Origin of the sequence: Caballeronia jiangsuensis, from assembly GCF_046030135.1 — a bacterium.
In the GTDB taxonomy this organism is placed as follows: Bacteria; Pseudomonadota; Gammaproteobacteria; order Burkholderiales; family Burkholderiaceae; genus Caballeronia; species Caballeronia jiangsuensis.
This window is the reverse complement of the sequence record NZ_JAQQDB010000085.1, coordinates 1-6,225: the sequence shown is the minus strand read 5'-3', so window position 1 is coordinate 6,225 and position 6,225 is coordinate 1. Positions and strand designations below refer to the sequence as shown.

Sequence of the window (6,225 nt, the reverse complement as noted above, 5' to 3'; positions counted from 1 at the left end):
CAAAAGACTGAAACCGCACTCGCTATCAAGCGCCCACACTTATCGGCTGTTAGTTTTTAAAGAGCACATCGCAAGACATTCACTACCTCAACTTCCGTCTTGCGTCGCTGCATCAGCAGCAGAGAAACGAGATTATGAAGAATCTTTTTCTCCTTGTCAACAGTATTTTTTAGCTTTTGCTTCAAAATCTGCCGACTTCGGAGGCCGTCTGTTTCGCTCGACGGCCCGTCGTCTTGCGACGAGGGGCTGAATATTAGGTCAAGCAGACTCGAATGACAAGGTGATGAAGCAACTTTTTTTGGCGGCTGCTTCAATGTATCGCTTTCGTCGCTCCTGAGACGAACTCAATCGGCACCGCCGCTGCCATCGCCGCGTAGCCGGCATCGCTCGGGTGGATGTGATCGCCGCTGTCGTATCGGCGTTGAAGCACGCTCGGGCGCGCGGGATCGCGCAGCGTCTGATCGAAGTCGATCACGCCATCGAACGCTCTGCTCGATCGGATCGATTCGTTGACAGCCGTGCGGATCGCCTCCCGCTCGGGCGGCAGCGAGGCCGGCGTCAGCGTCGCGCCGTAGATCTTGATGCCGCGCTGGTGCGCCTGCGCGATCAGCCGCTGATACCCGCGCACGAGCGCATCGGCGTTGACTTCGGTGTGCGGCGCGTCGCAATCGAGTCCGGCGTGCGCGGGCATCGCCATGAAATTGATGTCGTTGATGCCGATCAGCACGATGATCGCGCGCACGCCCGGCTGGCGCAGCGCATCGCGCTCGAAGCGGCTGACCACCGCCTCGCCATAGCACGGCGAATTGCTCAACAGCCGATTCCCGCTGATGCCCGCATTCACTACGACCGTCTGCCCGCCGCCTTTGCGCGCGACCTGCTTCGCCAGCGCATCCGGCCAGCGCCGATTGGCATTGACCGAGGAGCGCATGCCATCGGTGATCGAATCGCCGATCGCGACGATCGCCTGCGCCGATGGGCTTTCCACCATCACATTGGTCAGCCACGCGAATTGCGTGAAGCGCGTGCGAAACGCGCCCGCCGATGCATCTTCAGTGCGATCGCCCGGCGTCGAGATGTAGTTCATCTGACTCGACACGCGATGCCAGGCGACAAGTTTCTGATCCTTCCCCATGAACATGCTGACGGCCACGGGCTGGAACGCGTCGGCATCGAAATTGACCGCATCGCTCGTGGCCTGGGCCCCCGGCGCGACGGTCACGCTCTTGCGTCCGCCGAACAGCACCGGACGCGCACTTCCCGCGCGAATCGCGGCACTGTCGCCCGCGGCGGCCCGCGCGACGGTCATCGATTCGACGACGAGCGGCTCGGTCCCATATAGATTGCTGATGCGCAGGCGCATCCGTTTGCCGTCCAGTTGCGGATAAATCAGCTGACGGACGGTGCGACCCGCGACATCTGGCGCGCGATACAGCGGCGGCAGATTCGCCAGTTGCGGAATCGACTGCAGCGCAGTGCCCCACGCGCTGACCCAATGTTCGTTGGCGGGCGCTTCGGCGACGTCGGCGGCGAAAGCGTGCGGCGCGAAATTGACCTGCGCGACAAGTGCGGCCGCGCAGATCGCGGCGAGAACTCGGAGTTTCATTCGGCGATGGCGTGCGGAAAAGGCTCGATTGTGCCTGAAGTGTCACAACGCTCGCGCCGCCCGATTGCCCTGACCGCGAACAACCCGCAGCGACGCGCCCCAAATAGCCTCACAATGCAGCCAGTTCATTTTTCGCCGGCGCGACGACTCCCGCTTCAGGCATCTATATAGATTAGATATGCAATCGAAAAACTCAGCACCGCAACAACTCACCTGGGACGAGGACGGCGAAAGCCGCTCCGCCCGCTGGAGATCGGAGAGCGGCAATCCGCCCGCGAAGCGCGTCGTCATCGGACATGACCAGATGACCGCCGATCACGCATATCGGCTCGCCTGCGAAGGCACGGCGATTCTCTGGCGCGGCGATTTCCAGAACGCCCGGCAACTCCTGCAGGCGATGGCGCGCCGAATCGACAGCAAGCCCCGCAAGGCAAAAAAGCACGCGACGGAGCCATCGCCGATCGACGCCTTCAATCTGCACCGCCTCGCGCAATCGCAACGCGCGCGCACCCTTGCGATGCTGATGCTTCCACTCGACGAGCAGTACACGATCCCGCTGCGCCGCGCGCCCGATGTGCGTCACGCGTGCGAGGAAGCTTACGGACCGCCGACGGATGAGCCGTCGGTCGTGTCCTTGCGTGAAGTGCTGGGGCTGGTCGGCGCGCACGAGTGGCGCAAGAAAGGCGTCGAAATCGCCGCGGTCGGCGGGAGGATTCATCCCTATTACGGCGTGTTCTCGCCGGTTCGGGGCGAATATATCGATCTGGTCGCGAATCAGCCGCTTCCGTCGAAAGAACTCGCGTTCGATATCGGCACCGGGACCGGCGTGCTCTCGGCCGTGCTCGCGCGCCGCGGTGTCGGACGAATCGTCGCGACCGACGTCGATGCCCGCGCGCTCGACTGCGCGCGGGAAAACATCGGGCGACTGGGGCTCGATCGCCAAGTCGAAATCGTCGAGACCGATATGTTTCCGGACGGACGCGCGCCTCTCATCGTCTGCAATCCGCCCTGGCTGCCCGCAAGGCCGAGCGCGACGATCGAACACGCGATCTACGATCCGGAAAGCCGCATGCTGCGCGGTTTTCTCGACGGCCTCGCCGCGCATCTGACACCGGGCGGCGAAGGCTGGCTCATTCTGTCGGACTTCGCGGAGCATCTCGGACTGCGCACGCGCGCCCAGTTGCAGGAATGGATCGACAAGGCCGGCCTGAAGGTCGATGGACGCATCGACGTCAAGCCGCATCATCCGCGCGCGAGCGACAAGTCCGATCCGCTTTACGCCGCGCGCTCGGCGGAAGTAACGTCGCTGTGGCGGCTCGTCGCCGCATAATTCTCTACGCGCGCTCGGCGAGCCACGCCAGCGCGCCTTCACCCGCGACAAGTCCGCTCGCGAAACACGCCGTCAGCAGATAGCCGCCGGTCGGCGCTTCCCAGTCGAGCATTTCGCCCGCGCAGAACACGCCGGGAAGCGCGCGGACCATCGAGCGCGCGTCGAGCGCTTCGAATTCGACGCCGCCCGCGCTGCTGATGACTTCCTCGATCGGGCGCGGCCGCAGCAGGCGCAACGGCAGCGCCTTGATCCGCGCGGCGAGCGTGTCCAGGTCCGCGAATTCGTCCTTGCTCGTACACTCGCGCAGCAAACCCGCCTTCACGCCCGTCAGATGCAGGCGGCTTTGCAAATGACTCGAAATCGAGCGCGCCCCGCGCGGATGCAGCACCTCGTCACGCACGCGTTCGACTGTAAATTGCGGCGCGAGGTCCAGCAGGATCGTCGTCCCCGCGCCGCCGCTTTCGGCGATCCGATCGCGGATCGGCGCCGACAATGCGTAGATCAGGCTGCCCTCGATGCCCTGATCGGTGATCAGACATTCGCCGATGCGCCAGTCGGGCGAGCCGTCCACACGCGGCAAGCCGATCGCCACGGATTTGAGCGGCTCGCCGGCGAAGCGGCTGCTGAAATGCTCGCTCCACGCGACGTCGAAACCGCAATTCGACGGCACGAACGGCCGAACGGGCACGCCGCGCGCCGCGAGCACCGGGAGCGCGCCGCCGTCCGAGCCGAGTTGCGGCCAGCTTGCGCCGCCCAGCGCGAGCACGAGCGCGTCGTGCCGGACGAGCTTTTCGCCCGATGGCGTCGCGAAACGGGATATCGCCGTGCCTTCTTCGGCCCAGCCGAGCCAGCGATGCCGCATATGAAACGTCACGCCCGACGCGCGCAGCCGATGTAGCCACGCACGCAGCATCGGCGCGGCTTTCATGTCGGTGGGAAATACGCGACCCGAACTGCCGACGAAGGTCTCGACGCCGAGGCCATGCACCCAGTTCCGCAACGCGCCCGCGTCGAAGCGCGCGAGCAGCGGCGCGATGTCCGTGCGGCGCGCGCCGTAGCGGGCTAGAAAGGCGTCGGCGGGCTCGGAATGCGTGAGGTTCATGCCACCCTTGCCGGCCATCAGGAATTTCCGCCCGACGGACGGCATCGCGTCGAACACATCGACACGCGCGCCGCCTGTCGCGAGCGCTTCGGCGGCCATGAGCCCGGCCGGTCCTCCGCCGATCACCGCGACACTCACCGATTCGATGTTTTCAACTGACGACATGTCCAAATGGAAGAAGCGGAACGGAGCGACATTGTCGCATCGCGCGTCGCCGCGACGGCTTCGCACCGATCGCAGTGCGCGTGAAAAGCATTGCAGACCCGTCGTAAGTCATTAAATAACAAAAAAGAATTTGGCCGGCTGCGTTCGGGCCAGTACGATCCGTCGATTCGTTGCATCGACAACTTTTTACCAAACTAGCCCGATCATGTCCGTTTCCCTCGCGCCCGAACGCGCTGTCGTGGGCGCTGCCGCCAACGATTCGCGGCCCGTCATCAAAAGTCCCGCCGATGTCTCCAATCTCGTCAATAGCGGCGCGGCGATCGGCAGCGATGCGCGCGTCGTCGTCGCCATCGCGCTGGGCGGGATTTTTCTCGATGCCTACGATCTCGGCGCGCTCGCGTTCGGCATGAAGGACATCGCCCGCGAGTTTTCGCTGACGCCGACTGGTACCGGTTTTGTCGCTGCCGCGATCACGCTCGGCGCGATCATCGGCGCGTTTCTCGGCGGCTACCTCACCGACAAGGTCGGGCGCTATCGCGTCTTCATGGCCGACATGTTCTTCTTCGTCGTCGCGGCGATCGCCTGCGCGCTCGCGCCCAACGCCTGGGTGCTCGGCGGGGCGCGCTTCGTGATGGGTCTGGGCGTCGGCATCGACCTGCCCGTCGCGATGGCGTTTCTCGCGGAGTTTTCGCGTCTGCAGGGCCGCGGAAACAAAGCGGCGCGCGTCGCGATGTGGTGTCCGGTCTGGTACGCGGCGATCAGCGTCTCGTATCTGCTCGTGCTCGGTTTGTACGCTGTCTTGCCCGAGCACAACGCGGGCTGGCTCTGGCGTCTGATTCTCGGCTTCGGCGCGGTGCCGGCGATCGCGATTATCGCGATCCGCAGCCGCTATATGAGCGAATCGCCCGTGTGGGCCGCGAATCAGGGCGATCTGAAAGGCGCGGCCGCGATTCTGAAGCGTTCGTACGGCATCGATGCCCGCGTCGACGAAACCGCCGTCGCGCCGACCAAGGCCCGTCGCGCGACGTGGAGCAACTACGGCGCGCTGCTGCGCGGCGTTTATCTGCGCCGGACGGTGCTGGCGACCGTCATCGCGGTTGCGTCGTCGTTCGCGTATAACGCCGTCGCGTTCGGACTGCCGGTCATCATCTCGAGCTTCCTCGCGCAGTCGATGCTCACCACGATTCTCGCGTCGCTCGCGCTGAATCTGTGCTTCGCGTTCGCGGGCGGGCTGTTCTCCGTGCGCACGGTGCCGAAGTACGGCGCATGGAAGCTGTCGGTCGTCGGCTACGCGTTTCAACTGGCGGCGCTCATCGGGCTCGCGGTCGTCGGGAAACCGTCGACGGGCGCCGAAGTCGTGATCGCAATCGCGTTTCTCGCCGCGTTCCTGCTCGGGCAAGGCGTCGGGCCGGGATCGCACAGCATGACGTTCGCGTCGCTGAGCTACCCGACTTCGCTGCGCGGCGTCGGCGTCGGCTTCAATCAGACGCTGATGCGCGCCAGTTCGACGGTCTCGCTGTTCCTGTTCCCAGTTTTGTCGGCGGCGCTCGGCACCAAAGTGTTCTGGATCATCGCCGTCGCGCCGCTCGCGGGGCTCGTTGCGCTGCTCGCGGTGCGCTGGGAGCCGTCGGGCTATGACGTCGACGCGGAAGATTTCGCCGCGCAACAGACGCGATAAGCGCGCGCTTTCCCTCCTTTTCAAAGCGGCGGCGAATCATCGCTGCCGCTTCTCGTTTCTCTCGCCGTCCGGCAAGCCTCCCTCGTCTGAACTAGATTGAATAGCGCGTGGATTCGCGCGCGCTTCTGCGCGCCCGATTCATGCGGAGTTACCCGAGTACGTCTCAAAAATTTATTTACCGACCGTCCGGTCGGTTTATAATCGCCGAACAGCGACTATCCAGGAGCGAGCCCCGCATGTACACCCAATCCCTCGACCTCCCGAGCCCCACCCAAGCCACTGACGCGGACCGATCCGCCTCGTCCCCCGACCAAACCCGCTTCGACGCGGTGATGCAGGCCGAT

Annotated in this window: 5 protein-coding genes; 3 read left to right on the top strand and 2 right to left on the bottom strand. The window is 64.6% G+C overall.

The features are described 5' to 3' along the window. Positions 1-250 (top strand): hypothetical protein (locus tag PQR08_RS38345; RefSeq protein WP_408164428.1); only part of this gene is annotated, 250 nt, incomplete at its 5' end. A gap of 60 nt (positions 251-310) precedes the next feature. Here the strand turns inward: PQR08_RS38345 and PQR08_RS38340 are convergent. Continuing rightward, positions 311-1,606 carry an SGNH/GDSL hydrolase family protein gene (locus PQR08_RS38340; RefSeq protein ID WP_408164426.1) on the bottom strand — a complete coding sequence of 432 codons (1,296 nt, stop codon included), beginning with the start codon at positions 1,604-1,606 and terminating at the stop codon, positions 311-313. A 178-nt stretch (positions 1,607-1,784) separates the two neighbouring features. Here PQR08_RS38340 and PQR08_RS38335 point away from each other — a divergent pair, with 178 nt between their 5' ends. Further along, positions 1,785-2,936, top strand: coding sequence for a methyltransferase (locus tag PQR08_RS38335; RefSeq protein WP_408164425.1), 1,152 nt, complete (start codon positions 1,785-1,787; stop codon positions 2,934-2,936). A 4-nt stretch (positions 2,937-2,940) separates the two neighbouring features. Here the strand turns inward: PQR08_RS38335 and PQR08_RS38330 are convergent, their stop codons facing one another. Next, positions 2,941-4,203 carry a TIGR03862 family flavoprotein gene (locus tag PQR08_RS38330; protein WP_408164423.1) on the bottom strand — a complete coding sequence of 421 codons (1,263 nt, stop codon included), beginning with the start codon at positions 4,201-4,203 and terminating at the stop codon, positions 2,941-2,943. 205 nt (positions 4,204-4,408) lie between these two features. Here PQR08_RS38330 and PQR08_RS38325 point away from each other — a divergent pair, with 205 nt between their 5' ends. After that, the gene (locus tag PQR08_RS38325; RefSeq protein WP_408164422.1) at positions 4,409-5,881 is read left to right on the top strand and encodes an MFS transporter; all 1,473 of its coding nucleotides are present in this window, start codon (positions 4,409-4,411) and stop codon (positions 5,879-5,881) included. Positions 5,882-6,225: the final 344 nt, after the last annotated feature.